The organism is Tichowtungia aerotolerans (genome assembly GCF_009905215.1).
GTDB classification, from domain to species: domain Bacteria; phylum Verrucomicrobiota; class Kiritimatiellia; order Kiritimatiellales; family Tichowtungiaceae; genus Tichowtungia; species Tichowtungia aerotolerans.
Genome location: NZ_CP047593.1, coordinates 616,512 through 642,543, shown reverse-complemented (window position 1 = coordinate 642,543; position 26,032 = coordinate 616,512). Strand labels below are relative to the sequence as shown.

The 26,032-nt window shown below is 53.3% G+C and carries 22 protein-coding genes; 10 read left to right on the top strand and 12 right to left on the bottom strand.

What is annotated here, in order from left to right; genetic code table 11:
- Positions 1-69: 69 nt before the first annotated feature.
- Together GT409_RS02700 and GT409_RS02695 are read left to right on the top strand one after the other, a co-directional pair.
- Complete coding sequence (locus GT409_RS02700) at positions 70-1,587, top strand: phosphohexomutase domain-containing protein (RefSeq protein ID WP_160626704.1); 1,518 nt, start codon at positions 70-72, stop codon at positions 1,585-1,587.
- Positions 1,587-2,270 (top strand): SDR family oxidoreductase, encoded by a 684-nt coding sequence (locus GT409_RS02695; RefSeq protein WP_160626702.1) that lies wholly within the window; start codon positions 1,587-1,589, stop codon positions 2,268-2,270. Before GT409_RS02700 ends, GT409_RS02695 begins: the two co-directional genes overlap by 1 nt.
- Before the next feature lie 5 nt (positions 2,271-2,275).
- Here the strand turns inward: GT409_RS02695 and GT409_RS02690 are convergent, their stop codons facing one another.
- Genes GT409_RS02690 through GT409_RS02645 form a run of 10 tightly spaced genes read right to left on the bottom strand, consistent with a single transcriptional unit; the run spans position 2,276 to position 11,347 of the window.
- Positions 2,276-3,037 carry an RDD family protein gene (locus tag GT409_RS02690; RefSeq protein WP_160626700.1) on the bottom strand — a complete coding sequence of 254 codons (762 nt, stop codon included), beginning with the start codon at positions 3,035-3,037 and terminating at the stop codon, positions 2,276-2,278.
- A 1-nt stretch (position 3,038) separates the two neighbouring features.
- Entirely contained in the window at positions 3,039-4,043 is a 1,005-nt protein-coding gene (locus GT409_RS02685) for a stage II sporulation protein M (RefSeq protein WP_160626698.1), read from the bottom strand.
- Positions 4,040-5,380, bottom strand: a complete 1,341-nt coding sequence (locus GT409_RS02680) for a DUF58 domain-containing protein (protein WP_160626696.1) — start codon at positions 5,378-5,380, stop codon at positions 4,040-4,042. Before GT409_RS02680 ends, GT409_RS02685 begins: the two co-directional genes overlap by 4 nt.
- A complete protein-coding gene (locus tag GT409_RS02675; RefSeq protein WP_160626695.1) occupies positions 5,377-6,342 on the bottom strand; it encodes an AAA family ATPase in 966 nt (321 codons plus the stop codon). The genes GT409_RS02680 and GT409_RS02675 overlap by 4 nt, the downstream gene beginning before the upstream one ends.
- Positions 6,306-7,529, bottom strand: coding sequence for a DUF4350 domain-containing protein (locus tag GT409_RS02670; RefSeq protein ID WP_160626693.1), 1,224 nt, complete (start codon positions 7,527-7,529; stop codon positions 6,306-6,308). The genes GT409_RS02675 and GT409_RS02670 overlap by 37 nt, the downstream gene beginning before the upstream one ends.
- The gene (locus tag GT409_RS02665) at positions 7,513-9,168 is read right to left on the bottom strand and encodes a DUF4129 domain-containing protein (protein ID WP_160626691.1); all 1,656 of its coding nucleotides are present in this window, start codon (positions 9,166-9,168) and stop codon (positions 7,513-7,515) included. Before GT409_RS02665 ends, GT409_RS02670 begins: the two co-directional genes overlap by 17 nt.
- On the bottom strand, positions 9,165-9,491 hold the full coding sequence (locus GT409_RS02660) for a hypothetical protein (protein WP_160626689.1): 327 nt from the start codon (positions 9,489-9,491) through the stop codon (positions 9,165-9,167). Before GT409_RS02660 ends, GT409_RS02665 begins: the two co-directional genes overlap by 4 nt.
- Positions 9,488-10,015 carry a hypothetical protein gene (locus GT409_RS02655; protein ID WP_160626687.1) on the bottom strand — a complete coding sequence of 176 codons (528 nt, stop codon included), beginning with the start codon at positions 10,013-10,015 and terminating at the stop codon, positions 9,488-9,490. Before GT409_RS02655 ends, GT409_RS02660 begins: the two co-directional genes overlap by 4 nt.
- Complete coding sequence (locus GT409_RS02650; protein WP_160626685.1) at positions 10,008-10,613, bottom strand: hypothetical protein; 606 nt, start codon at positions 10,611-10,613, stop codon at positions 10,008-10,010. Before GT409_RS02650 ends, GT409_RS02655 begins: the two co-directional genes overlap by 8 nt.
- 2 nt (positions 10,614-10,615) lie before the next feature.
- Positions 10,616-11,347, bottom strand: a complete 732-nt coding sequence (locus GT409_RS02645) for an RDD family protein (RefSeq protein WP_160626683.1) — start codon at positions 11,345-11,347, stop codon at positions 10,616-10,618.
- Positions 11,348-11,540: 193 nt separating this feature from the next.
- On the opposite strand from GT409_RS02645, the gene GT409_RS02640 reads away from it, so the two are divergent.
- Together GT409_RS02640 and GT409_RS02635 are read left to right on the top strand one after the other, a co-directional pair.
- Positions 11,541-12,347 carry a M48 family metallopeptidase gene (locus GT409_RS02640; protein WP_160626681.1) on the top strand — a complete coding sequence of 269 codons (807 nt, stop codon included), beginning with the start codon at positions 11,541-11,543 and terminating at the stop codon, positions 12,345-12,347.
- 10 nt (positions 12,348-12,357) lie between these two features.
- Entirely contained in the window at positions 12,358-13,797 is a 1,440-nt protein-coding gene (locus GT409_RS02635) for a hypothetical protein (protein ID WP_160626679.1), read from the top strand.
- 24 nt (positions 13,798-13,821) lie between these two features.
- On the opposite strand, the gene GT409_RS02630 is transcribed toward GT409_RS02635, so the two are convergent.
- Positions 13,822-14,757 (bottom strand): bile acid:sodium symporter family protein, encoded by a 936-nt coding sequence (locus GT409_RS02630; protein ID WP_160626677.1) that lies wholly within the window; start codon positions 14,755-14,757, stop codon positions 13,822-13,824.
- Between the two features lie 75 nt (positions 14,758-14,832).
- On the opposite strand from GT409_RS02630, the gene GT409_RS02625 reads away from it, so the two are divergent.
- Positions 14,833-15,822, top strand: a complete 990-nt coding sequence (locus tag GT409_RS02625) for a Gfo/Idh/MocA family protein (RefSeq protein WP_160626675.1) — start codon at positions 14,833-14,835, stop codon at positions 15,820-15,822.
- A 67-nt stretch (positions 15,823-15,889) separates the two neighbouring features.
- Here the strand turns inward: GT409_RS02625 and GT409_RS02620 are convergent, their stop codons facing one another.
- Positions 15,890-16,657 carry an IclR family transcriptional regulator gene (locus GT409_RS02620; RefSeq protein ID WP_160626673.1) on the bottom strand — a complete coding sequence of 256 codons (768 nt, stop codon included), beginning with the start codon at positions 16,655-16,657 and terminating at the stop codon, positions 15,890-15,892.
- A gap of 349 nt (positions 16,658-17,006) precedes the next feature.
- On the opposite strand from GT409_RS02620, the gene GT409_RS02615 reads away from it, so the two are divergent.
- Genes GT409_RS02615 through GT409_RS02595 form a run of 5 tightly spaced genes read left to right on the top strand, consistent with a single transcriptional unit; the run spans position 17,007 to position 25,991 of the window.
- Positions 17,007-17,696, top strand: a complete 690-nt coding sequence (locus GT409_RS02615; RefSeq protein ID WP_160626671.1) for a beta-xylosidase family glycoside hydrolase — start codon at positions 17,007-17,009, stop codon at positions 17,694-17,696.
- A 10-nt stretch (positions 17,697-17,706) separates the two neighbouring features.
- Positions 17,707-19,665, top strand: a complete 1,959-nt coding sequence (locus tag GT409_RS02610) for a hypothetical protein (RefSeq protein ID WP_160626669.1) — start codon at positions 17,707-17,709, stop codon at positions 19,663-19,665.
- A 28-nt stretch (positions 19,666-19,693) separates the two neighbouring features.
- Positions 19,694-22,579 (top strand): alpha-L-rhamnosidase-related protein, encoded by a 2,886-nt coding sequence (locus tag GT409_RS02605; RefSeq protein WP_160626667.1) that lies wholly within the window; start codon positions 19,694-19,696, stop codon positions 22,577-22,579.
- Positions 22,563-24,020: an MFS transporter gene (locus tag GT409_RS02600; protein WP_160626665.1), complete on the top strand. Its 1,458-nt coding sequence runs from the start codon at positions 22,563-22,565 to the stop codon at positions 24,018-24,020. The genes GT409_RS02605 and GT409_RS02600 overlap by 17 nt, the downstream gene beginning before the upstream one ends.
- Positions 24,021-25,991, top strand: coding sequence for a hypothetical protein (locus GT409_RS02595; RefSeq protein WP_160626662.1), 1,971 nt, complete (start codon positions 24,021-24,023; stop codon positions 25,989-25,991).
- Positions 25,992-26,032: the final 41 nt, after the last annotated feature.

Here is a 26,032-nt window from a genome sequence, read left to right as displayed (position 1 = left end):
TTCGTGTGCTTGGAAATTCGTCAGATTTGGTGTTTATTCGTCTGCACTATCTTTTAACTGGAGAAAAAAATGGATCAAACATGGTTTAAACTGCAGAACGGAAGTGATGTGCGCGGCGTAGCGCTTGAGGGAGTCGAAGGCGAGGCTGTCAATCTGACGCCGGAAATTGTCCGCCCGATCGGATACGCCTTTGCTCAGTGGCTCGCGGAGAAAAAGGGCAAGCCGGTTTCGGAGCTCAAAATCGCAGTCGGTCACGATTCTCGTCTTTCCGCTGAGATGGTCAAAACCGCGGTTTTTCAGGGGGTGGAAAAAGCAGGCTGCTCCGAAATCGCCGACAGCGGCCTTTCTTCCACTCCGGCGATGTTTATGGCAACCGTGTTTGACAATCACGCCTACGACGGCTCCATTATGCTGACCGCCAGCCACCTGCCGTTCAACCGCAACGGGCTCAAATTTTTCACCCGCGACGGCGGTCTCGAAAAAGCGGATATCAAAGCGATTCTGACCACCGCGACCGAAACCGGAACATTCGATGAGGTCGAACTTTCCAAAGTTCGGAAAATCGAGCTGATGGACGACTACGCTGCATCTCTCGTTTCCAATATTCGGAAAGGTGCGGGGCAGGGCGACACGCCGCTGGCCGGGTTGAAAATCGTGGTCGATGCCGGCAACGGAGCGGGCGGATATTTCGTCGATAAAGTACTCAAGCCGCTTGGCGCGGATACCACCGGAAGCCAGTTCCTCGATCCGGACGGAAGTTTCCCGAACCACATTCCGAATCCGGAAGAGCCGGAGGCGATGGACGCCATCATTTCCGCCGTCGAAAACAACAAGGCGGATCTCGGCATTATTTTTGACACGGATGTCGATCGCGCCGGCGCGGTTGATAAAAACGGCAAGCCGATCAACCGCAACCGCTTTATCGCGCTGATGTCCACCATCGTGCTCGAAGAGCATCCGGGAACCGTCATTGTGACCGACTCGGTGACCTCAACCGGTCTCAAATACTGGATCGAAGAAAAACTCGGCGGTGTTCATCACCGTTTCAAACGCGGCTATAAAAACGTGATCAACGAATCCATTCGCCTCAACGGCGAGGACAGGGAGTCCTGGCTGGCGATGGAAACCTCCGGCCACGGCGCGCTGAAGGAAAACTACTTCCTCGACGACGGCGCTTATCAGATTGCAAAAATTCTGATCAAAACCGCGCAGTTGCACGGCGAAGGCAAGGGCGGGGTGGATACGCTGGTTGACGGTCTGCCGGAACCGGCCGAAGCCAAGGAGTACCGTGCCAAGATTACCACCGAAGATTTCGGCCCGTATGGCGACGATGTGCTGAAAGCATTTGAGCAGTTTGTGGCGGATGAGCCGGGCTGGAACGCCACGCCGAATAATTTTGAAGGAGTACATGTGACCGTCGATGCCTCCGCCGGCAACGGATGGGCGCTGCTGCGCAAATCGCTGCACGATCCGGTTCTGCCGCTCAATATTGAGAGCGAAGAAGCCGGCGGCGTTGCGAAGATTGCTGCACGTATGCAGGCGTTCCTTTCGCAGTTTGATTCACTCGATGTTCCGGAGATGGTCTGATGGGTCGTACGGTTTTAGTGAGCGGGGCGACGCGCGGGATCGGGCGCGAGGCTGTGAAGCAGCTTCGCGAACAGGGCTTTTCGGTGTTTGCAACCGGCCGCGACCGGCACTTGCTCGATCAATTAAAAAAGGACACCGGCTGTCTGGGTGAAACTTGCGATCTGTCTGATTCCTCTTCGGTCCTTTCAATGTATGAAACCGCGCGCGCTGCATTGGGGCAGGTGGACGTGCTGATTAACAACGCGGGGCTGAATCCCGGCAAGACTCCGGTCGTGGATGTGCCGGTGGAAGACCTGGATGTGTCGTATGCGGTCAATCTGCGCGCTCCGTATCTGCTCTGCCGAGAGGCACTCAAGGATATGGGCGCTCGAAAAACCGGGCACATTTTGAATGTGGTCAGCACCATTGCACGGACCAGTGCGCCGAACTATTCCACCTACTGTTCGCTCAAATATGCCATGCATGGATTTACGTTGTGCCTGATTAAGGAAGCGCAGCAGGTGAATGTGAAAGTGACCGGTGTTTATCCCGGCGGCACGGATACGGATTTCCGTCCGGAAAACCGTCCCGACTATTTGAAGCCGGAATCTGCCGCACAGATGATCGTTCAGTGCATCAATGCACCTGAAGACGTGGTTGTGCATGAACTGGTTTATCGTCCGATGATTGAAACCAATTTTTAATCCAGTCAGGATTGTTGAGTGTTCAGACGATAGAGGCTGCAGACGGCATTTCGAACGAACTGCTCGTCGGAGATATCGTCAGTGATTTCAGGCGGAAATATGACGATCTGTTTGAAGCGGCCGGCCAGTTCCTGAAACACGGTAAGCCGCGAATTATCGTCCAGTTCATTGCGTCGCAAAAGTGCGGAGAGCGCCAGTGAAGCTTCTTTGGGTGAAACCAGAGAACGAAGCCGGGCTTCCAGAAACGGATAGTCGCTGAACGAATTGTATTTGGTCTCCCCGATCTGTTCGACGTCCGGCATGCCGACGCGCGGCTGCCGCACGACGACGGTTCCGGCAGCGAGGTCTCCCAGCCGCTGGGCGCGCCGGTTCAGCAGGGTGGCAATGCCGCCGACAAGATAGAAAACCGGCAGGGAGTCGACAAAGCGCAGAAGGTTTCGTACGGCGATCTGACTGAACAGAAGCCGGTGGCCGTTTTCGTCGGCAACCCGCAGACGAAGCAGGCGTTTGCCGAGGGTTTGTCCGTTCCAGAGCCATTCGAAGAAGATTCCATAGCCGACGGTGACTGCAAAGTAGAGGATCAGAAAGAGTGCGGTACCGAAATCGGGGTTAATGATGAACGCCAGACCCAGTACACTTCGGATGACAGAAGTGACTGTGATGATGGCTGCCATATCGACCAGCAGGGCCAGCATGCGCACAACCGGTCCGGCGAGATTGAGAGAGAAAATCACTCCTTCCGGTGTGCGAATATTTATGCTGTGCATGTCAGAGCTGATGATGGACCTCCTTTTTGCGTCCACTGAATTTCAGGAAGACTGCGAGCAGAACGAGCTCAATCAGTCCGACTGCGATTTTTACGGCATAGGGCAGTGCCGGTTCATGGTCCTGAGAAAGGAAGGATTCAACAATTCCGGCCCAGACCAGCAGGCAGGCTGTGCCGCCGATCAAGGAGACAAGGTTCGGCAGAATGCTTTGAAGCCGCTGCCGGATCGGCAGCTGATTTCCCCAGCCGATCATGGCTCGGGCGAGCAGAAGTCCGCCCTGACCGGCGATCAGGATCGCCGGAATTTCGATGCTGCCGTGCGGCAGCAGCCAGCCGGCAAGGAAAACGCTTTGCCCGGCAACAACATAGTCTGCAATGACCGCGCCGAGGATGACGCCGTTATAGAACAGCAGTGCGATGGACCCGATACCCCAGCCGATGCCGAGGGCGAGAATAAAAATGGAGACCCGGGTATTATGGGTCATCAGGTATGCGGAAAAAGAGCCTTTGCCGTCCATGGAGATGGTTTGTTTGGCTTCTTCTTCGGCAACGCGCTGGCTAGGACTCTGTGCCAGGTGGGGGAACGGAATCAAAGCGCTTTTGGCGGAGGGGTCGAATACAACGGCGCTTCCGCCGAAGAGCATGCCGCCGATGGTAATGGCCACTGCGAGGTGGAAACAGCGGGCATGCCGCCGGAAGGTTTGCGGAAAGGTTTTGAAAAACCAGGTCAGTGGTTTGAACCGCAGGCTGTTGGACCGGTTTTCCTGAATTTCGCTGAAAGACCGGGATACCAGAGATTCGAGATAGGCCTGGAGTTCATTCTGATTGGCGAAGTCCCGGATTTGCACGAGATCGGCAGAGGTTCGTTCAGAGAGGTAGTGAAAGCGCTTGAGTTCTTCGAGCTCAAAGCTTCCGAACGGTTCGCGGCTGATGCGGGTAAGCAGGGTGTCGAGTTCATCCCAGACCGGCTTTTCGCGCTCAATGAAATTCTGGAGGTTGATGATCATATCAGCTGTCTCTGCTTGATGCTCATGTATTGGGAGACGAGGTCGGCGCTGAGGTGTTCGTTGCTGAGCAGGTTGAACTGCACTCCGGAAGTCTGCAGATGTGTTTCGAGTTCGTGGAGCCTGCGCCATGCAATGTGTCCGCCAAGCCGGTCATACAGCTCAGGCAGTGAATGGGTCGGATCTCCGCTGAAGAGAGGTGCCGCTCCTTCCGGACGCATCATATTGACAACCGTCAGGTGATGGCGGCTCAGCAGGGAAATATGTTCTTTAAAGCGCTCGGCTTCGGCGGCGTCATCAAGGCTGGTCAGGAAAACGAGCAGCGCGCGTTTGCGCAGGCGGGTTCGGATAAAAGAGATCAGCTCATTGAAGTCCGGAGAGGATCCTTCCGGAAGCAGTGTGTAGAGAGCGTTTCGGCAGGTGTCAAAATGGGTTTTCCCTCGGGCGGCTTTCAGGAACAGATGCGGCTTTGAGCCGAATTCGATGAGGCCGAAGAGATCGCCCTGCGATTCCGCAGCCATCGCCAGCATCAGTGCTGAGGTGACATAACGCTCCAGCAGGGTGACGGTTTCATCCGTGTCGGGCAGAGTGATGCGTCGTGCGCTCAGTCGTGAGGAATCGATGATGACGTATACCTCCTGAGTCCGTTCAATCTGATAGACTTTCGTAACCGGGTGCTGACGTTTGGCTGTGGTTTTCCAGTGAATGTCGCGGTAGGTGTCTCCGGGAATATACTCGCGCAGTTTTTCAAATTCCCGGCCTTTGCTGACCTGCCGCCAGAGGTGTCCTCCGTAATCTCCACGGTTTAAAAAGAGGGCGGCTGTGCTGCGAAGTTCCCGGCGCAGGTTGGGATAGACTCTTAATTCTGCCTGAATGGGTACGCGCCGCCGGACTTTCCACAGGCCCAGTCGGGAGGCGGTTTCCATACCGCAGAGCGGGAGCTGATATTTCCCGCATTCCTGCGGCCTGATCTGCCAGCGCAGACGGTAGCGACGATCGGGCTGAGGAATCTCCGTGTAGAGGTCGGTTGAGACGGCCTGAATGGTTTCCGGGAGCATCAGTCCGAACCGGACGGCTTTAAAGGTGCGGATCGGGCTGCAGACCTCCAGTTCAACCGTATTTTCCACATTCTTGGACAGCCGGATGATTTCCGGGGCGTCGATTTCCAGTTGGGTAAGACTGCGGGCACTGAGTGCGGCGTCGCAGACTGCAATGAAACACAGCAGCGCGGCGATGGCCGGGCCGATGATCTGGGCCGACGGCGTAAAGGCCGCAACTGCGGCAAAGGGTACGATGGCCGCAGCTGTCCAGAAGAGCAGTCTGTTGGATGGAGCAATCAACGCGGTACCGTAATTTCCTGAAGGATTGTCTGAATGGTTTCTGCAACAGTCATTCCTTCGATTTCGTATTCGGGGCGAAGGATTATGCGCAGGCAGAGGACGGGTTCGGCGAGAGTTTTGATGTCGTCCGGAGTGACAAAGTCCCGGCCCTGGATGGCGGCGTGAGCCCGGGCGGCGAGAATGAGGGCCTGTGTCGCCCGCGGTCCGGCACCGACCATTGTGCAGTCATTGGTGCGTGTGGCGCGGATGATGTTGACGGCGTAGTCGACCATTTCGTCACGCACGGTTACCCCGCTCAACACCTCTCGAAATGCGGTCAGTTCTGCGGGGCCGATGACGGTTTCGACAGCTCCGGCTGCCAGGATATGTTCCGGAGCATCGCTCCCAAGAGTGCGGCGGGCCAGTTCTGTTTCTTCTTCCTGATCGAGACAGCCCATGGTGATTTTGAGCATGAAACGGTCTTTCTGGGCTTCCGGTAATGGATACGTTCCTTCGTATTCGATCGGGTTCTGGGTGGCGAAAACAGTGAAGTCCTCCGCAAGGGCATGTGTTTCGCAGTCGATAGTGACGCAGCGTTCCTGCATGGCCTGCAACAGGGCGGACTGGGTTTTTGCCGGGGCTCTGTTGATTTCATCCGCCAGTAGAAACGTGGTGAAAATCGGGCCTTTCATGAGATTGAACTCATTGTTTTTCATGTTGAAGATGTTCGTGCCGGTGATGTCTGCGGGCATGAGGTCCGGCGTGAACTGGATACGTCCGAATTCACAGCCGAGCACTTTGGCCAGCGTGCGAACCAGTAATGTTTTTGCAACGCCCGGTACGCCTTCAATCAGGGCATGATTGCGCGTAATTACGGCGATCAACGCTTTGTCGATCACATCGTCCTGACCGATGATGACTTTGGCGGTTTCCTGTTTTGCCCTCGTCAGGATTTCCTGAAGCTGTTCGAGTGTGTGTGCCATGAGTGTTTCCTTTCATTAAAAGTTTTTGTGATCTGATTATACAGATCGACCGGGTGCGTTTTTTCCGTTGCCTGACGGATTTCTTTGTCCAGCTGTTCATTCCTGTGCTGCATGGACGGTATGTTCCTGAATGAAGAGCGCCATTCTGCGATCAGGGTCTCCATCAGTTTTTTTCGGGGAATATGTCGTTTGAGCAGGTTGGTCATGCCCTGCATGGAATCGGTGGCCGTTTCGGAGTCAATGACAGACTGTTTTCGGGGAGTTTGTTTAGGGATAAGTCCGGTGGACTGCTGCCAGAGAAAGAGCCCTGCCAAAACCAGCAAGGCAGCCAGAACTCCCTGAAGGTGATAGCGGTTGAGCAGCATCATAACACTTTCCCGTGAAGAAATTCCCAGATGGGTTTCATCGAACAGCAGGTGTCGGACGGGGCCGATCAGTCTGGTGAGTGTTGCGGTGCTGCGCTGTGTCACCATGGCTTCGTTGCTGAACAGGTAGCTATCGGCGATCAGGACAACGGATCCTTCTCCCCAGCTCCGTTCGATGATGACCGGTTTGTCGAGGAAGCGATAGATGACGGTCCAGTCGCTGCTCAGTTCATCAAACCAACCGGAGGATTTCCATGGAACTGGATCCAGTTCCGGTGATTCCGGCAGAGCCGTTTCCTGCTGTTCCATTTCTTTCAGTTCAGATCGATTGAACCGACAGAACTGAATGCCCCAGCGGTCATTTGCGGACAGTTCTTTCGGTGGTTTTTCCTCTTCAGTTCCTGTCGGTTCGGACTCTTTTTCTTCTGTAAGATCTTTTGGGGCTGTTGGCTCTTCGTGGTCCGGGGGCTCCGGTCGGCAGGCAAGAACTGCCCGGCCGCCGCTGAGAAGGAATGGACGGAGCTCGTGATCTGCGATGTGCAGCAGTTGTCCTTTCTTTCCTCCGAGCATTAATATTCCGGTTTCCGGTTTTTCGGGCAGGTCAACAGATTCGAATGTGCGCTCAACCGAAAGTCCGGGCAGTCGTTTCAGGGATTCAAACAGGATGCGGCAACCTTTCGGGTCGGCACGCAGAGAGGAGTACGGCGGGTACATGTTACCGGAGCTGAAGCGCAGCATGAAAAGCTTTGTCAGTCCGCCTCCCAGCAGGAGCAGCAACGCGGTTACAACCAGTATTGTGAAAATGTTACGCCTTAACGTCACGGCGCATCCTTTCCGTATTCTGTTCCAGCTGATTCAGATCCTGCATGGATGCCGAGTGCAGTCCGTACCATGCTCTTTCAAAAAGACCGATATTTTCTGTAAAGAGGGGCGGCAGGTCCGGGAGCCGGCGCGCGCGTCGAATCAGTTCCCGTCGATATTCAAGATTCGATTTGGATTGCCTTACCTGTAGAAGTTCCTGCCTGGCGAGGCAGGCGATTCCGGCAAGAAACCATGCGCGCATGGCTTTGCGCAGTTCTCCGGCGGCGACGAGTTGACGGGCCAATTCAATCCACTCCTCTTCTTCGAGCAAAGTGGCTGTGATATTTTCGTCGTCGATATCCACTTCAGTCGACGGAACAGCTTCCTGAATGGATTCCGGAGGATTGAAGCGGTTGCGGAATACTCGAAACAGAACGACCGCAAGAATGCCGATGAGAATCAGCAGCAGTATCAAAGATATGTTTTTAAGCAGAGCAGGGTTCAGGTTCCAGTCCTTGTGCTGCCTGTCCGGAGAACGTTTAAACCAGTCATTCATCCATTCGAAAAACCGATCAAGCAGTCTGACGAATGAGCGGGTTGTTTTTTCGAGCCATTCCTGAATGGGTGCGAAGAACTGTTCGAAAAAACCGTTTTCCTGTTTATCTTCAGGGAGAATGTTCGGCATCCGCCATGTGAATTCCGGGCTTTTCATGACGTGATCAATGGCGGCATCGAGTTCCGGTACATTGATTGCCGACGGGGGATTATCGGAAAGAGGTGCGGATCGAAGCGGCGAAAAAATTGCGGAGCAGCATACGATCATCAGTGCGAGTGTTGCGGAGACCGCGCTCCGTCGTACCGGCGGCAGGCGTTTCAGTTCAATCAGCAGGTCTTCACCGGTTTGAATGGATTCGCAGGTGTGACAGCGAAGAACATAGGCCGCTTTGACAAGCGGTTCGATGGCCAGATAGGTCAGTCCACAGGCAATTCCAAAAAAAGTGGGAGTGAAAATCCAGTGGAAACTTCTCGAAAAGCTGCTTTCAATGCCGCACAGCGACTTGAGCAGGCCGGGGAAATAAACCAGAGCGGCGCCGATGTTGATAAAGATGACGATGCTGAAGGAAAACAGCAGTGTAATCAGTAAATGATTCTGCTTGGGCCACAGCATAGACAGTGAACGTGCGCGGGCCGCGCTTTCTTTGAAGTCAGAACCGCAGGGGTTGGTCATGCAGAGATTGTTAAAGTAGGCATAAACCCATCCGAACGGAATCGCAAGAATTGCAGACACTGGAAGAAGGATGGCGGCCCATGACGAATAAATCAGGTGGAATTTAAAAAACTGCCAAACTGTTCTTGGGTTCAGATCCGACGGGTCGCTGTTCTTTACTTTGGAGTTCAGTCCCTGGCAGAAGAGCGACTGCCATGTGCGCATCCATATATACAGCAGTCCCATTCCGAAGGCGGATGCAGAACAGTACTGGCCGGCAAAAGGGTTTGATCCCATATCGACCAGAAAGAAGAGCAGTCCGAGCACAAAGGGAATGGAGCCGAGATAGAATCGGGCTGTGATATGAATGGGGGTTGTGCGCAGCAAATGAAAAGCACGCTCGACCAGGTCAAAGCTGCTTTCCTCTTCTGCGGTTGTTCTGCGCCGTTTCAAAAGGACTCCCATATATCGCCGGAATGAAACGAGTCCGGAATCAGCAGCAGCAGTCTCCCGAAGGCGTATACCGTGAGCCACAGGATTGAAAAGCTCAACACCATTTTAAACAGGGTCCCCGTGCCGCTCATGATTTTCTGGAAAGCGTTGAGAGATGTTGTTTGTTCTGAAGATGCAGCAGAGGTCAGGCAGGTTTTGCAGACGAGTTTTCCGTGATGTTCCGTTACGCATTCCCGGCAGAAAAAAATCTTACATTCAGGGCAGCAGGCGACGGCTTCCCGATCGGGATGGTTCAGGCATTTCGACCGGTGCAGCCCGTTCACTTCGGAGTCTCCGTTTCACCGATTCGATTCATTTCATCCTGAGAAAAATTTCCCTGGGCCGCGATCAGTTTAAGCTCAATTTTTTTCCAGAAGCGGTTGGATTGCCGGATACGTTTAAACATGGGCAGCGGCTCGCGATTGATGCCGGTCTGGATCCAGCATTTGCAGGTTGGGCCCTGAAGCAGGTGAATCAGCCAGATGATTCCAAAAAAGCCGGCAATCCAGTACAGGCTGGAAGAGAACCATTCCAGAAAACTTCCGGGAGTGGCAAATGCGGGGATGGTCAGCAAAAGGAGCATCAAGAGGGGAAGAACGGCGGTCCAGAAATAGAAGCTCATCGAACGAACCACAACGAGAGCCTGAATGTCTTGAAAATAAAAGCGCTTGTATTCTTCAACGCAACCAGCCTCATGAATCAGCAGCAGATGGTCTGCGCCGCACCAGATTTGATGATACGTCGCCAGCGAGCCGCATCGACGCGACAGCTTTTGATATGCGGGCTGACTGTTTTTTTTCTTACGCACGGATGAACTTCCCAACGAAATAGATGGTTGCTGCAATTGAGCTGGCAGTAATGAGAATGGATAAAATGAGTGCCAGAGCCATTCGCGATGTATAGCCGGGAGAAAACTCCGGTTTGTTTTTCCAGTATCGGATTGCCACAAAAAGACTGCTGAGAGCCAGGACTGCCGGGATCACCGGAAAGAACCAGGAAAACAGGAGCATCAGCAGGGCCGCTCCTGCCAGCATCATCGCCAGTTTGTCGTGTCGCATTCTGCGGGCTTTATGTTCGTGTCCCTTGTCGTCCTTGCGCTGTCGTTCCAGGCATGACGTGCAGAGGATTTTATCGCCGACCGGCAGTGCGCAAAGACTGCACAGAAACCGTCCGCAGTCCGAGCAGATCTGTTCCGCCTTTTTGGAGGGATGGTAAAAACAGGCGGCATCCTCCTGTTGTGCCGGGGCGGAGTGGGTCGGTGTGGAATCCTGCCGGTACAGCGCAGGAAACGCGCGAACCGTCAGCCGGGTTCGGCACCCCTCGCAACGCAGCGGAGATTTCTGGTTGTAAAACTCCGCCGCCAGAGGCCGATTGCATTTTGGGCATTTGACGGAAAACCGATTCATGATCATTTGTAAACAACGCGGGTATTGCAGATATGATCGTGCAAAGCCCGTTTTTCTCCATCAAATGCAGCCATCAGATAGCCGATGTTCAGGATTAACCCGCTGAGCATGTATGAAAAATATCGTCCGATTGCGCGACCATAGGAAATGGGTTTTCCATCCGACATGATAATTTTGATTCCCAGCGCTTTTTTGCCGAGCGTTGCTCCATATTTTCCGTTTAGCCAAATCATGTAAATGGCCGGAATAATCAGCATTGATGAATATGCAATAACAGCCAGTGCAATAAAGGGACTTTTGTTGCCCTCAGCAATGCGGCGCATTGAATATTGGAAAAAGATATTTGCCGGAATGCTAAAGATAGACATGACTAGTCCATCAATAAAAACAGCCCCGAAACGGCGCCAGAACCCGGCATAATGAAAGATGTGTTCTCCGGAAATCTCGGCATTTTCTTTCATCTGCTGAAGAAACTGGGGTTTGCAACTGGCGCATACGGAGGCTCCTTCGAACTGAATCAGTTCGTCATCCGTAAATTTGTTTCCACACATGGAGCAGGTGGTCAAAGAAGAGGTTTCTTCATCGGGCAGCTGGTTGGCTTTAATCCAGTCTTCCATGGTCTCGTTTTTGACCTGAGTCGTTGGTCCGATGACTCCCGATTCAATTCGCTGTTGAAGCTCCTGATCAGAGATCGGCCCGATTTGCTGGTCGTCTTCCATATAATACCACGGCATATGCATCTCCCTGTTGTCCCGCAAAATACTGCGAATCGTTAAAACTTAAGCAGACTGACGATACTTTGTTTTGCAAGACGATTCAAATCATCGGTATGTTTATTTCCCTTTTATTTCGGTTGGGTCTATATGTAAGAGTTTGGGTCGCAGTTCGGCTCGCCGGATGAGTCGTTGTTGATATAATCGCGAAGTGATGAAAAAGAACCTTCAGTTTGTCGGATTGATTTTTTCAGCGGTGCTGGTCGGGTGTTCAACCATTGATCCTGTGACCGGGTTGCAGACGCGCAATATGTATTCCCTTGATCAGGATGTGGGCATTGGCTCAAAGGTGTATGACCAGACGCTGGAGGAAATGCGCGCCCGCGGCGTGCCGATCAATGAAGATCGCGCCCGTGTGGCTCAGCTTCAGGGAATGGTCAACCGGATTTCGGCCGCATCTGACTTGCCGGATCTTCCGTACGAAGTCAGCCTGATCCAGACCAATATCGTCAACGCCATGGCCGCGCCCGGCGGTAAAATCATGGTGTATGAAGGGCTCTGGGATCCGGAAAAAGGGCTGACGAAGGATGACGATGAAATTGCCGCGGTCATTGCGCACGAGATCGCCCACGTCAACGCTCGGCATTCCACGGAGGCGATGACGCGCTCTCTGCCGGTGAACATTCTGGCCACGGTCGGGGTGATTGCCGCAAAAGATACTGATTATGAGCAGTTTGCCCAGATTGTGGCGGCGGGAGGACTGTTCCTTTATAACGGCATCTGGATGACCCGCTATTCCCGCGAAAACGAAATGGAGGCGGACGCGGTCGGCATGATGTATATGGCAAAAGCCGGTTATGACCCGCGGGCGGCCATTCGCATCTGGGAGCGGGCTTCTCAGCAGCGCACCGGTGAAGATCCGGCCGCGAGCATTTTTTCGACGCACCCGCCGGACGCGGCCCGGTTGGCTGCGCTTCGCGCTCGTTTGCCGGAAGCTCTGAGGATTTATCAACACCAATAAAAGGATCGGTATGAAGCAGTATATATTGTGGTTCTGGACTTTTGTTTTCGCCCTCGGCCTGGAAGCTGCGGAGAATTCCGGGTTTGATTTTGGAAAAGATCCAATGCGCTATCTTGAAAACGACCGGCTGAAGATCGGAATTAATCTCAGTGCCGGCGGTGCGGTGACGTATCTGGAGGACAAGGCCTGCGACAGCGGCAATATGATCAACAGTTTCGACTGGGGCCGTCAGATTCAGCAGTCTTATTATTCCGGTCCGATTCCTTTCATCGGACCCAACGGCGAGGAACCCGTTAAAAACTGGGCCGGGCTTGGATGGAATCCGATTCAGGCCGGCAGCGCCGGCGGCATTCCATCGAAAGTTATTGCGTTTAAAAAGGGAAAGAATTTTATGCGGGTGCGCTGTATTCCAATGCAGTGGCCGCACATCAACCTCCCCGGCGACTGCGAGTTTGAGGCGACATACCGGCTGCATGAAAACAACGTGGTTCTGATGGAATCCCGGATTATCAACGCTCGCTCTGATCATACTCAATATCCGGCCCGCAATCAGGAAATGCCCGCGCTTTACACAAACGGTGAGTGGTACCGGCTGGTCACTTATCTGGGCGACGCTCCGTTTACCGGAGCCCCGGTTACGACGGTTGTCGGCAAAGACGACGGCAAAGGCTGGCCGTGGTCGAAATTCTATGCACCGGAACATTGGACTGCGCTGTTGAATGAGGAGAATTTCGGGGTCGGCCTGTATCAGCCGGACACCGCCCGGATGCTCGGAGGGTTTGCCGGCGGCGGTTCCAGAAAAGGGTTCGGCGGAATGAAGGATGTGCAGACGGGTTACATTGCCCCGGTCGCCGATCGTGTTCTGGACCACAATATCGACTGGACCTATCGCACATACATTATCGTCGGTTCTCTTGATGAAATCCGCGGTTTTGCGCAGAAACAGCCGCGCACCTCTTTGGTATGGACGTTTGATGATTCACGGCAGGGGTGGTCATATCGTCATGCTTCTGACAGCGGCTGGCCGGTGCGAGACGGTCTGAATATTAGCTTTAAAAAGAAGCCGCGCGGCTTGATGATTTCCGATGAAATTTTCTGGCAGGCTGAGGCTGCTGCGGTACTGGAACTGGAAGCCGCATTCGGCGGTTCAACCAATGCCGCTGTTTTCTATGCAGAAGCGGTTGTGCAGCCGTTCGGCCCCGAAGACACAATCGACTTTCTGCTGTGGGTTGAATCGGACGTCAAAGATGCTGTAGAAAAAAAACAGGAGCAGTTTCCTCCGGCGAAACCGGCTCACATTCCTTTCCAGGTGACGGCCGACGGTGAAATGCGAACCTATCGGGTGTCCCTGGCAGACAATCCGGAATACAAAGGCGCGATGAAACAGCTGCGGATTGTTTTCCCGGTGGTGGATGGAACGGTTCGCGTTCGCCGAATTTCTCTCAAATAAACCGGGTTTCCGAGACCTTGAAAATTAGCGGTTTTTTGGGTCGCGGCGGTTCCAGATCGTGGCCAGTGCCGGGCCGGATATGTTGTGCCATACACTGAAGAGCGCGGCGGGCAGCGCGGCTTCCGGTGAGAAATGCGCCACCGCCAGTGCGACGGCCAGCCCCGAGTTCTGCATGCCGACTTCAATGGCCAGTGCGCGTTTTTGCGGCGCGCCCAGTTGCAGCGCGGATCCGCCGGTCCAGCCGAGCAGCAGTCCGCCGCCGTTGTGCAGTATGACTGCGGCCAGCACAATCGGGGCCATATGCCGCAACCGGTCCGCATCTTTGCCGATGACTGCGCCGACAATCAGCAGGATGGTAATGATGGAGAGAACCGGAAGCAGCGGTTGGATCCGGTGGAGTTTGTTGCCGAAAAAGTGATTCGCCGTCGTGCCGAGAACGATTGGAAGAAGAACCATTTCGATAATCGATACGAACAGAGCCGCTGCATCAATATGCATCCAGTGCCCCGCCAGCAGGAGCATCAGTGTCGGGGTGAGCAGTGGAGCGAGCAGGGTGGAGACGGTCGTCATCGATACCGAAAGGGCCACATCGCCTTTCGCCAGAAAAGTGATGACGTTCGAAGCGGTGCCGCCGGGGCAGCATCCTAGCAGAATCAGTCCGACAGCCAGATTGTCGGAGAGTCGCAGTCCGCGGGCAAGGACGTAGGCGAGCAGGGGCATGATCAAATACTGAGCGGCGGCGCCGGAAAATACATCGCGCGGCCGGCGGAGAACCTGCTGGAAGTCAGCCGCAGACAGGGTCATGCCCATGCCGAACATAATGACGCCAAGCATCCATTTGATATTGGGAAGAACCCATAAAAAAGTGTTCGGCTTCCAGAGACTCCATCCCGCAAACAGCAGGATCCACAGGACAAAATAACCGGTAATCGTCCGGCAGGTTTTTTCAAGTCGGTTCATGTGGCGTCTCTCGTTTAAAGAGACTAGGATAGCCGCGTTTTGATGTTCAGGCAATTTTCAACCGGGAGCTTCTGAGTGAGCAGCAGTTTTAAATGGGGAATTATCGGGTGCGGACTGATCGCGCCTAAATTTTTCCAGGCATTGGAAAATACGGGCGAGGGGCATGTGGTGGCCGCGGCCTCCAAGTCCATGCGCCGCGCGCGGCGGATTCAGCAGAAACTCGGAATCGAATGTGCATACGGCAGTTACGCAGAAATGCTCGAGCACGAAAAACTCGATGCCGTGTATATTGCCAACACCCATGCGGAACACTATCAAAGCGCGAAGCTCTGCTTTGAGCACAACCTGCCGGTGCTGGTTGAAAAGGCATTCACCCGCAATGAAGCGGAGGCAGAGGAACTGATCGACTTGGCCGGCATGAAGAACCTGATGTTGATGGAAGCCATGTGGACTCGTTTTAATCCGGCGACTGTAAAAATTCGGGAGCTGCTGGCGGATGGCGCAATTGGCGAAGTGATCCGTTTGAAGGCGGCCTTTGGTGTCAAAATGCCTCTTTCAATGAAAACCATGCCGTGGAACCGAATGTATAATCCGTATTTGGCGGGCGGTGCGCTTCTGGATCTTGGGGTCTACCCTTTGGCGTACGCCCGGATGGTGTTCGGGCGGCGGCCGGAGCGGATCGGTGGGTCCGCGAAAATGGCATGGACCGGTGTCGATAAAACATCAGAGTATCACCTCGATTACGGTGGCGGCCGGCGGGCGGATCTGATGACTTCTTTTGTGGAGCAGCGTCCGCGTGATGCCGTTATTACCGGGACAAAGGGCATTATTACGGTGCCTCATTTTTCCGGTGCTGACCGGCTTACTCTGACCCGGCCCGGAGGCGCTCCGGAAGTTATCGAATGCGGGGCGAACGGCTTCGAACACGAGATTCTCGAGTTCCACCGCTGTCTGCGGGAAGGGCTGACTGAGAGTCCCGGCATGCCGCTGAGCGAAACGCTGGATGTGATGCGTACGGCCGATGCGTTGCGCACGCTGTGGGGAATGAAATATCCCGGCGAGTGAAAGGTGTTTTCCAAAGGTTGGAACCCGGAGCAGCCTAACCGGTGCGGCCGGCCCAACCTCTGAAGTGCTATGTGTTCATCAATTTGTTTTCGATGATTTTTGCCTGCTCAATGATCAGCGGTGCTGCGTTAATCGCGTCTTCTTCTGTATGGCGCAGAAGAGGAAACTGCATGACGAGAGAGGCGATCGGATGATCGTTGAACAGGATGGGAACTGCTACTGCCATGACTTCTTCTTCAAATTCACCAGGATTGAAGGCGAATCCTTTTTTTCGGGTTTCTTCGAGGATTCTGCGCAGTGAGGTTTCGTCGGATACGGTTTTGCTCGTGACTTTTTCAAAGGACGCTTTCTTTATGTAAGCATCGATTTCTTTTTTCGGCAGAAAGGCCAGGATGGCTCGTCCGGCTGCTGTGATGTGCAGGGGGAGATCGGGTTCCTTTTCGAAGTTGACCCCGATGACTTGAGTTGACCGGATGTGTTTAATGAATATGACCAGATGATCTTTTCTGAATCCGAGCAGGATATTTTCATTAAAATGCCGATGAAGAGCCTGCATGGGTTCATCTGCACAAGGACCCAGCTGGTGGATCAGGCCTTTTCCGGCATGCTGGAATAGATCAATTGCCCTGGGGGATATATAGAATTTCCGGTTGAGCGGGTCGCGAATGACACTTCCGGATTTCATCAGGGTATTCAGATAAAGTGTCATGTTGGAGGATGGCGTTTCCAGGTCCTGGGAAATTTCAGAGAGCTTCATGCCGTTTGGCTGATTGGCGATACTCTGGAGGATCTGAATTCCTTTCAGTACGGATGGCAGAATACGTGCTTGTTTCACATGGGCCTCTTTTGTGTCTTATTTTTTCTTTTGTGCGTATTGGCTGTCTATGCAGATTTTGTGCGGTTCACTGTGACTGGCAAACCATTGTCTGCATTGGTGTTTAATATACATCATGATGTGTACGGTGATGTTTTTAACGGGAGATGTAAAGCAGGGGAAATGTACGGGTTGCTAAGAAAATGTGAAAATTTTGACTTGTTGAAATAATGTCTACATTGTATACATAAAAAAATACATTAAATAGTTTTGGCGGTGAGGGTGGCAGATATTGGAAGGCATGGTGCGGTTTAACTGCTTATTTCAATGATATGTAGGAACTGGTAACAGCTGCAAAAAAGGAGTGGATTTGAAGACGTATATAACAGGTGGTGTTGTTTTGCTTATGGTTGCAGGTTTTTGGGCCGAAGGCGGTGTGCTGGATGATTTTAACCGGGTTGATACCGATTATTCGGTAGATTCCGGCACAATTGGTAATGAGTGGGAAAGCACCGGGTCCGTTACTTGGACCATACAGAACGGAATGCTTTCTGCGGATCACAATGTTTCGGGGGAGTATGCTTTCTATAACCGTTCAGAGGAAATCTGCAAGGAGGGCACCGGTGGGTTTGAAATTTGCGCGGACGTGATTGGTATGTTTGGCGGAGCCTGGGCCGGAGTGGTTTTTAATTACCAGAATCCAGATAATTTCTATGCGATTCGCTTTCAGGCCGGCACCCAGACCTATCAGTTTGTAAAGGTGGTGAATGGCCGGATTTCTGCAGCAGTGAGCAGAAAAGATGCTTCCTGTCAGTTTGCCGTCGGAGCTGCATATCGGATTAAAGTGATCTGTAGAGAGCCGTATAAGATCAGCTTTGAAATTACGGAGGCGGGGGAGTCAACGGTGCTTAACCCGACGACTGTTGGAACGGATCGGGCGGGGGCATTTAAAGGCGGCTATGCCGGGGTTTATGTGCGATCTGCCCCCGGATCGGCCAGACCGGACGCACTGTTCGATAATTTATCAGCAACGGTATTGGCAGCTCAGAGTGTAGAATAGGCGGATCAGCATGATGAAACGAAATATAGTTTATGTTTGTTTGTGTGTGTGTTTCGGAATGCAGGCTTTTGCCGGGCTGAAGGATAAGCTTCAGGTTGAATCCCGGTTGCCTGTATACCTGAATATGGACGAGGCGATTCTGGTGTTTGTCCGAACGAATGCGGTTGATCTGTCACTGGCGATTTCTTTCAAGGAACAGAATTCCGGGGTCGTTCCGTCGGAGCCGCTTGATGTTGTTTTGACCGGGCCGGGCTTAAGAAGCGAGGTGTCGATTGATATCAGTTCCTGGCCGGACGGAGAGTACAAAACATTTATTTCCGAGAAGGGCACGGAAGTACCTCCGTTGGTGCGCGGGATTCGCAAGCAGACCAAAGTTTCACCCGAGGCTCCTGAGGGCCCGTTCCGCATGTCGGGCAGCAAGATGTTCTTTGTTGATGACTGGTATTTTGAAAAGACGGCAGGTGTGCACCGGGAGATTCATCCTGCGGAACTGGTTCCGGTTGAGCCGTGGAAAACCGACCCGCAACTTCGTTGTGCCCGAAATTCCATTCAGTCTTTCTGGGTTGATCGCAACGGGGATTTGAATGTTGATATTCTGACGGCAACCGCGGAGAAGGAACCGGTTGGGCGATACTGGGCAAAGAGCAGCAATCTGAAGGACTGGACGCTTGTTTCTGTTCCGGAACCCAAGCATCCGGAGTGTTCTCTGGTGAATTTGAGAATCCCATCCAGAAGTTCCGGGGGAACGTATCGGCGATATGATCCGGAGTTGGACGGAGAGGTCGATTTGTCTCAAGTGAGAGTTCGCTGGTCCGGAACGGTCAGGGATTTGAAATGGGGGGATGTTCCGATTCCCTATCGCAGCCGGGTTGCTGTGTGGGAAAAGCCGAACGGGGAAGTCCTGATTCTCGGAGATCCGATTACGATTGATAAAAGCGAGTTTGCTGATGATGAAATCGGAACGTGGTCGGATTCGAATGATAACTTCGGTGATGTTCGGCTGAGTCCGGACGGGAAGACCTTGCGCTGCTATCAGGCGCGCCTGATTCCGCGGCATGATCCGTTTCGGGTTCATTACGATAACAACCTCTCGGACCGTATTCTCGTAACCTGGACTTCGACGAACGGCGTGAACTGGAATCCGAGCTGTTTCGATGCCCCGACACTGGATGACCCTTGGTCGACGCAGCACTATGGTGTGGATATGTGGTCCGAGGAGGAGTCTCGCCTGCAGTTTGCTTATCATAAGATTTTTGATGTGCAGCATCAGAAGGTTTACACGGAACTGGTGACCAGCCGGGACGGTGTTTACTGGAACCGTATGCGTGACGGGAAACCGTTCCTCGAAAACGGCGCCCCCGGCGAGTTTAACTACGGCTATGCCATTACGACCGGGAATCGAACCCGAATGAGCTGGGACGGGTATTATTATGAGCCCATGCAGTGTATTAATGTGCTGCATTTCATGTTCATGGCTTCTTATTCAAAGAACGACCGTTCGTTCCTGACGCCGGAATTTTATGCGGAGCGGTTCGATGGCCGAATGGTGGGAGAGTATGGCATAGAGAACTCGCCCATCATGAACTGGCATGATTCGTGGCAGGATATTTGTGATGTGAGTAAGCAGCAGATGTTTACTCCTGCATTCATGCGTTACCGTGCGGATGGTTGGATCGGCGCTTCGCCGGCGAAGCGTCGGGCGGAACTGGTGACAAAGGTGCTGCTGGACGGGGACACACTGCGGATTAATGCCAAGAGTTCTCCGGACGGTTTCATCAGTGTTGAGGTGCTTGATCCGTACGGAAATGATCTGCCGGAATACTGCCGGCGGAATGCGGCGGTCTTTAAGGGCGATCAGGTTGACGGTGAGCTCAGTTGGTCGAACGGAACTGTTCGGACTCTTCCCGATGGACCGTTCAAATTGAGAATCACGCTGGAAAAAGCCGAGATCTTTACACTGCAGTTCTAGGCAGGATCTTTTTAACCATTTTTTGTCTATGATGAATTCCAATGTAAAATGGATTTGGACGCAGCGTGGTTCTTATAACACGTATAATGATACGATTGTTGCTGTCCGGAGATTTCAGGCGGGTGAGGTTACTGCTGCCCGGATTCAGATCACCGCGGACAGCCGGTACCGCCTGTTTGTGAATGGACACTGGATTGCGGATGGTCCTGCACGGGCCTGGTCTGAGCGGTATTGTTATGATGTGCATGAGATCGAAGAGTTTTTGCGGCCCGGTGAAAACGAGATCAAAATTGTTGCTCGCTATTTCGGTTGCGGTACTTTTCACGGGGTGCCGCAGCAGGCAGGGCTGGCCGCACAGGTTGATCTGCGGACGACCGATGGGCGGGAGCTTCGGGTTGCGACGGATTCTTCGTGGCAGGTTGCAGACGGCGTGATGTGGCGGCGCAATACGCCGAAAGTTTCGATTCAGATGGAACCGGCGGAACTTTACGATGCGACATTGGAAGATCAGCTTGTTTTCGAGGATGCGGTTGAGCTGTTTCCTGTTGGCGAAGGACCGTGGAAAAATCTCAGCAGGCGGGAGGTTGCCTGCCTGACTCGCCGTGATTTCAGTTTTAAGGCGTTTGCAGGCGCTTCGCTGGTTGCTTCTCCTTCACGTTCATTCTGCATGGCGCATACGAGAGTGATGAATCCCGGGCTGATCGAAGCCAACGGGCGGGTTTTCAGCCCGTTCGGAATCGCGACAATTCTGGTTCTCGAATCGGACGGAGAGGTTGTCTTTGAAAAAAAACGGGTGGACCGAGGATTCCTGAAGATTGCCGTTGATGGGCAGGTTGTAGAAGAGGGTGAGCGCATTTCTCTGAATCGGGGCAGGCATCTGGTTTTGGGATTTGCACGGAATATTCTGAATAACGACAAGACGGTGGCGTTCGGGTTGTCCGGCCCGGACGATCTGGTGTTAAGGAATCCGCTGGACGGGATGTATGCAAATCCGTGGTGCTATCTTCCGATGCGGGACTATGCGTTTGTTCAGGATGACATGGTCTGGCGGTGGTTTGCCGAGCCGCTTTCCGAGGGCCGGGATGTTGCGTACGAGAAACTGACCGATTCCTGGTTGTCCGAGATCCGGCAGGTTGATGATTTCATTTCCTGCTTGGGATCTGCGGCTGAAAATATTCCGTCCGGTGAGATGTTTGTTGAGGACTCTTATCTTGATTTCTGCAGTCGACGTGAGATTGGGAATATAAACGAGTTGGTTCAGTTCCCGAATGCGTTGCTTTCTGACGATGAATCATGGACGGAAGTGCCTGCCTGTGAAGGCGATGTGGAACTAGTTTATGATTTGGGCGAGGAAAACTGCGGCTACATTGATTTTGACCTGGTTGCAGAGCATGGGGTGGTTGTTGACCTGTTTATGGTGGAATACATTCACAGCAACGGTGCAATCCAGTTTTCCGAAAAAAACCGCAATGGATTCCGATATATCACGCGGCAGGGAACGAACTGTTATACGTCAATGAAGCGTCGGGCCGGCCGTTATCTTTTCATAACGTTGCGAAACCTGAGTCAGCCGGTTCGTCTCCGAAATGTAAAACTGATCGAGTCTACCTATCCGGTGGATGATGCCGGCCTTTTCTCATGCAGCAACCCGCAATTGAATGCCGTTGCCGAGCTGTCTGTTCGGACGTTGAAGCTTTGCATGGAGGATGTGTATACCGACTGTCCGCTCTACGAACAGACGCTCTGGGTAGGTGACCTTCGAAATGAAGCGCTCTATGGTTATTATGCGTTTGGGGCAACCGATATTGCGTGGAATTCTCTGCGACTCGCTGCCGAGTCTGTGTCCCGATACGGAATGGTCGGCTCTCAGGTGCCTTCCTGCTGGGATATGGTGTTGCCTGCGTGGAGTTTTCTTTGGGGGATCGCCGTGTGGGAATACTTCTGGTACACCGGCGACCAAGCGGGGCTGGAAGCGCTCTATCCTGCCGTAGTGAAAAATATTCAGTCCGCCGAAAAACGGATGTCAGATCAGGGGCTTTTCAGTGCGGAATACTGGAACTTTTTCGACTGGGCGAAAATTGATAAGGAGCATCGGACTGTTTTTCATAACAACATGCTTTTTGTCGGTGCGCTGCAGGCTGCGGTCAGCTGTGCGGAAGCAATGCGGGATGAAGAGGGAGTCTCGCGGTTTTCAGAACTGGCGCAGGCGCTGACCGGTTCCATCAACCGCTTCTGGAATGCGGAGAAAAAGTCTTATCCGGACAGCCTTCACGATGACGGATTGGCCAGTGGGTCTTCATCGCAGCACACGGCTTTTCTGTCTTTGCTGTATGATATTGTTGAGCCGGTTCATGTCGATGAGGTCGTGAACAACATGCTCAACCCGTCCGAAGAGACCATCGAGGCCGGTTCTCCGTTCGCCACGATGTACATGTATGAGGCGCTGGAAAAAACCGGTTTTTCCGAACGGGTGATTGATTTGATTGGGCAGGCCTACCGTCCGATGCTGGAGATTGGCGCTTCAACGGCGTGGGAAAGTTATGCGCAGGGAACGTTGGCTCAAGATGGTTTCCCGACCCGAAGTCATTGTCATGGATGGTCGGCATCTCCCATCTATTTCTTCCAGAGAATTATACTGGGAGTGCGCCAGACGGGCGTCGGTGGTTCTTCTTTTGAAATCAGTCCGCGATTTTGCGGGTTGAGTGAGGCCGAGGGCGTTGTGAAGACCGTGCGGGGAGATTTGCGGGTGGCCTGGAGGCGTGAAGAAAGTAAATGTTTTATCTCTTATGAGGCGCCGCCGGACATGGAGGTGTCGTTCAGGGAAAATGAGAGTCTTTATGGGGTTTCCATTGAGCTGAATTCGATGGGAATGAATGAAACAGAGAAGGGGCGTTTGTATGAGTTCGGGCGTTGATGTGAAGCCGGTTTCCGGTGGTAAGATTTTCGGGTATGCCCTCGGTGACGGGGCGGTGTCAATCACGATGAACGGAATCGCGACTTTTGCGATGTTGTATTACACGCAGGTTCTCGGGTTGAATCCGGTTCATGCGGGGCTGGCGCTCAGCATTACGCTGTTCTGGGATGCAATCACGGACCCTCTGATGGGGTGTATTTCCGACAATACGCGCAGCCGGTTTGGCCGGCGCATTCCTTATATGGTTGGCGGCGGTGTGGTGCTGGCGCTCTCCTTTTTTCTGCTTTGGGTGCTGCCGGGCCGGCTGTCGTCTATGGCCGGTGTGTTTTTCTGCGTGCTTCTGATGAATGTTCTGCTGCGCACGGCTTCGACCGTTTTCATTATTCCGTATTTGGCTCTGGGTTTTGAGATGTGTCCCGAATATGTGGACCGTTCCCGGCTGCAGGGTGCACGCTTTTTTGTGAACCAGACGACCAACTTGCTTTTTACAATGCTGGCCTGGACTCTGTTTTTTAAGGACGGAGTCGGCGAAGGCGGAGAGCGCATCGACGGAACGCTGATTGCTCAGAATTATTTGATCATGGGTGGGTGTTTAACCGTCGCGATTCTGATCGCGGTCGGCGCCTGTGTTTTCAATACGCGCCGGTATGCGGTCGATAATCGCCAGGAACAGCTTGAGGGTAAAAGCCTCAAAGTGTTTGCGCAGGAGATAGGAGCGATTCTGAAAGACCGCCTGGCCTGGTATGTATTCGGATTCCTCGGGGTTGCTCTGCTGGGTATTTTCCTGACGTCTCAGGTCCAGATGTTTACCTATGTGTTTTATATGAAATTTACCGGGATGCAAAAGGCCTTTGTGCATTGCGGCGGCATGCTGGCATTTGCGCTGTTCGCGCTGAACCTGCCGGTTCTGGTGAAGCGGTTCGACAAAAAGCGGGCCGGATTTATCGGGATGGGCATCAGCGCAGTCGGATCGCTTGCACTGCTGATCACTTTTACCGGAGGCATATTGTCGCCTCAGGCTGTTTGTACGGTCGCCGGTTTTCAGATCCCGATCGCTGTCATTGTTTTTGGAATCCTGCAGGCCCTTTGGTGGGGTGGCTGCGGGGTTATGATTCCGCTGGCCACATCCATGATTGCAGACGTATCAGAGATTCATCAGGAAAAAACCGGGAATGCAAATGATGGGGGATATGCTTCTGTGTTGAGCTTTTTCATGAAGGCCTCCAATGGCATCGGCATGATGCTGACGGGCCAACTCATTGCACTGGCCGGGATTGTTTCCAAAGCAGACAGCCAGACCGTTGAAGCCGCCCGCAATATTTCCGTGATAACTTTCCTGTGTGGCCCGGTCCTGTTGGCGGTATCTTTTGTTCTTCTACGCAAATATCCGGTGGACCGTGGATTTATGGAAAAAATGCGCAAAAACAAAGAGGAGATATAAATGAGGCTGTTTTTGAATCTGATTGTTCTGTTGAGCCTGTTGGCGGCAGGTACTGCTTTTTCTGAAACCCTGGCGGGCCGGATTCGGGTGGAATCGCGCCTGTCGGCCTATCTGAATATGGATACGGCCGTGCTGGTTTTTGAGCGGGACGATGTTGTGGAGGAGATTTCCGTTACGCTTTCATTCCGCGAGCAGAATACGCAGTTTGTTCCGGCGGAGCCCAAAACGTTCACACTTTCGGGGCCGAGCCACCGGACGGAACTTTCGCTGGATATCAGCGACTGGCCGGATGGGGAATTCAAGGTGTTTATTTCCGAAACCGGTTCTGTCGAAGCTCCTTTGGTGCGCGGTATTCGCAAACAGACCACACTGCCGCCGCAGGCTCCGTCCGGACCGTTTTCTGTCGGTGGTGACAAAATGTATTTTGTGGATGACTGGTATTTTGAAACCACTGCCGGATTGCAGCGGGAAATCCATCCGGCGGAACTGGTTCCGGTGGAGCCGTGGAAGAGCAATCCGAAGCTCAAGCATGTCAGAAACTCGATTCAGGATTTCCGGGTGGATTCGGACGGCCGGTTCAATGTGAAGATTGAGGCGAAAACGTCGTCAATGAAGTCGGGCACCAACTACTGGGCGCAAAGCACCGATTTGGAAAACTGGACCATTGTGGACGGTCCGGGTGCGAGGCACAGCGACTGCCGGCTGGCTGATTTGTCGGCGAATGTATCCCGGTTGCCCGATCATCCCGTGTACAGGCGCTACGACCCGGAGGCGGACGGCAAGGTCGATTTATCTCAGGTGCGGGTTCGTTATTCAGGCTTTAAGAAAAACCAGATGTGGGGCGATATCCCGATTCCTCACCGCAGCCGGATTGCTGTGTGGGAAAAACCGGGCGGAGAAGTCCTCGTGTTGGGAGACCCCATTACGGTGGATAAAGGAAATTTTGACGATGACGAAATCGGTACGTGGCGGGATTCGAATGATAATTTCGGTGACGTGCGCTTCAGTCCGGACGGGAAAACGCTGAGTTGCTATCAGGCCCGCCGCATCCCGCGGCATGATCCGTTCCGGGCCTACTATGACAATAACCTGTCCGACCGGATTCTCGTTACGTGGAGCACGACCAACGGCGTGGATTGGAACCCGAGCTTTTTCGATGCGCCGACGCTCGAAGATCCATGGGGCACGCAGCACTACGGTGTGGATATCTGGTACGAAGAGGATCGCCGCCTGGCGTTCGCGTATTTGAAGATCTATGATGTGCAGCATCAGAAAGTCTACACGGAGGTGCTTTCCAGCCGTGACGGGATTTCCTGGAACCGGATGAAGAACGGCAAGCCGTTTATGGATAACGGTGCTCCGGGAACATTTAATTACGGATATTCCATTACAACCGGAAACCGGACCCGGATGGCATGGGACGGCTATTACTATGAGCCGGCGCAGTGCATCAACGTGCTGCACTTTATGTTCCTTCAGGTGAACCGAAAGGATGACCGTTCATTCGTGACGCCGGAATTTTTCGCCACGCGGTTCGGCGGGCGCATGGTCGGGGAACACGGGGTCGAAAATTCGCCGATCATGAACTGGCACAGCTCATGGGAGGAAATGTGTGAAGTTGCCAAAACGCAAATGTTCACACCGACGTTTGTGCGGTATCGGCAGGATGGCTGGATCGGTGCGTCGCCGGCCAAGCGCCGCGCACAGATTGTCACCAAACCTCTGCTCTCCGCAGGCGGACTGGCCGTGAATGCAGAAACCAAACCGGACGGCTTTTTGATGGTCGAAGTGCTCGATTCCGACGGCAACGAAATTGAGGAATACAGCGGGCGGAACGCCGCAGTGTTTAAAGGTGATGATGTGAACGCATCTCTGGCCTGGTCGAATGGAATAATCAGGGAGTTGCCGGTCGGGCCGTTCAAGCTGCGGATCACGCTGGAGAAGGCAGAAGTTTTTGCACTGACGTTTTAACGATTATGGATAGCTCTCGGTTGTTCAGGCTATGGAGGTGA

Coding starts and splice junctions, on each gene's coding strand:
- GT409_RS02685 (WP_160626698.1), bottom strand. CDS start 4,043: ATGATCATCAACCTCCAGAATTTCATTGAGCGCGAAAAGCCGGTCTGG.
- GT409_RS02630 (WP_160626677.1), bottom strand. CDS start 14,757: ATGAACCGACTTGAAAAAACCTGCCGGACGATTACCGGTTATTTTGTC.
- GT409_RS02605 (WP_160626667.1), top strand. CDS start 19,694: ATGATGAATTCCAATGTAAAATGGATTTGGACGCAGCGTGGTTCTTAT.
- GT409_RS02700 (WP_160626704.1), top strand. CDS start 70: ATGGATCAAACATGGTTTAAACTGCAGAACGGAAGTGATGTGCGCGGC.
- GT409_RS02635 (WP_160626679.1), top strand. CDS start 12,358: ATGAAGCAGTATATATTGTGGTTCTGGACTTTTGTTTTCGCCCTCGGC.
- GT409_RS02695 (WP_160626702.1), top strand. CDS start 1,587: ATGGGTCGTACGGTTTTAGTGAGCGGGGCGACGCGCGGGATCGGGCGC.
- GT409_RS02650 (WP_160626685.1), bottom strand. CDS start 10,613: ATGAATCGGTTTTCCGTCAAATGCCCAAAATGCAATCGGCCTCTGGCG.
- GT409_RS02595 (WP_160626662.1), top strand. CDS start 24,021: ATGAGGCTGTTTTTGAATCTGATTGTTCTGTTGAGCCTGTTGGCGGCA.
- GT409_RS02600 (WP_160626665.1), top strand. CDS start 22,563: ATGAGTTCGGGCGTTGATGTGAAGCCGGTTTCCGGTGGTAAGATTTTC.
- GT409_RS02675 (WP_160626695.1), bottom strand. CDS start 6,342: ATGGCACACACACTCGAACAGCTTCAGGAAATCCTGACGAGGGCAAAA.
- GT409_RS02640 (WP_160626681.1), top strand. CDS start 11,541: ATGAAAAAGAACCTTCAGTTTGTCGGATTGATTTTTTCAGCGGTGCTG.
- GT409_RS02610 (WP_160626669.1), top strand. CDS start 17,707: ATGATGAAACGAAATATAGTTTATGTTTGTTTGTGTGTGTGTTTCGGA.
- GT409_RS02690 (WP_160626700.1), bottom strand. CDS start 3,037: ATGCACAGCATAAATATTCGCACACCGGAAGGAGTGATTTTCTCTCTC.
- GT409_RS02645 (WP_160626683.1), bottom strand. CDS start 11,347: ATGCCGTGGTATTATATGGAAGACGACCAGCAAATCGGGCCGATCTCT.